Origin of the sequence: Phytoactinopolyspora endophytica, from assembly GCF_004138495.1 — a bacterium.
In the GTDB taxonomy this organism is placed as follows: domain Bacteria; phylum Actinomycetota; class Actinomycetes; order Jiangellales; family Jiangellaceae; genus Phytoactinopolyspora; species Phytoactinopolyspora endophytica.
Genome location: NZ_ML142852.1, coordinates 352,609 through 353,617 on the forward strand (window position 1 = coordinate 352,609; position 1,009 = coordinate 353,617).

The following is a 1,009-nucleotide window of genomic DNA, read 5'->3' on the forward strand; positions in this document are numbered from 1 at the left end:
CGGCCGGATACCACTCCACCGTGGGAGCGCTCAGCGTCGATGCCGGTCTGCCTCCGGTCTTCGTCACCGGCAACCTGGAGGCCGGTGTGGGATATTCGCTCGGCGCCACCGGGACCGACTTTCCCTATCCACGAGGAATCGGCATGGCCGGCAGCGAGGAACTCGCATACCGCGTGGCCAGGCAGGCTGCCGACGAGGCCCGGGCACTCGGCTACCGCTGGACGTTCAGCCCGTGCATAGACGTCGTCACCACGGAAGAGGACCCCATCCTGGGCGTGCGGGCCTACGGGGTCGACGCCGGCGGTACGAGCGCGCTCGGCGCCGCCCAGATCAAGGGCTATCAGGACGCGGGCGTGCTCGCGACGGCGAAGCACTTCCCGGGGCACGGTGACAGCACGGTCGACAGCCATCTGGATCTGCCACGGATCGACCGGTCGCCGGACGATCACGACGCCGTGCACCTGGCGCCGTTCCGTGCGGCGATCGACGCCGGCGTCGCGTCGATCATGGTGGCGCACGTCGTCCTCCCAGGACTCGGCGTCGACGAGCCGGCTAGCTTGTCTTCCCTGGTCAACCGTGGCTGGCTACGTGATCGGCTCGGCTTCGCGGGAGTGATCATCACCGACTCGTTGCGAATGAAGGCCATCGCCGCCCGCTATGACCCCGGCACCGCCGCCGTGCTTTCGCTGCGCGCCGGCGCCGACGTCGCGAACGTCAAGTGCCCGGCCGGCGCGTTCCCCGCGGTGCTGACACGGGTGGTCAGCGCCGTCCGGGCCGGGGAGCTCAGCGAGGCCACGCTCGACGCGGCCCTCCGCCGCCTGCTCGCCGCGAAATGGCGCGCAGGCGCGGATAGCCCCGCCGGGTTCGACGAGGCCGCCGTCGCCCATTTCGACGAACCCCTGGAATGGGACGACGCGCTTCGCCGGTCCACAGTGAGCGTCCGCCATACCGTCTCACCTCAGGCCCACACGCTCCGCCACGGCATCTCACACGTGGTGGTGGGCGATAC

At 70.4% G+C, this 1,009-nt stretch carries 1 protein-coding gene; it reads left to right on the forward strand.

The window, feature by feature from the left end:
* Positions 1–20 precede the first annotated feature (20 nt).
* A partial coding sequence (locus ELR45_RS10040; protein WP_276320663.1) for a glycoside hydrolase family 3 protein occupies positions 21–1,009 on the forward strand: 989 nt, incomplete at its 3' end.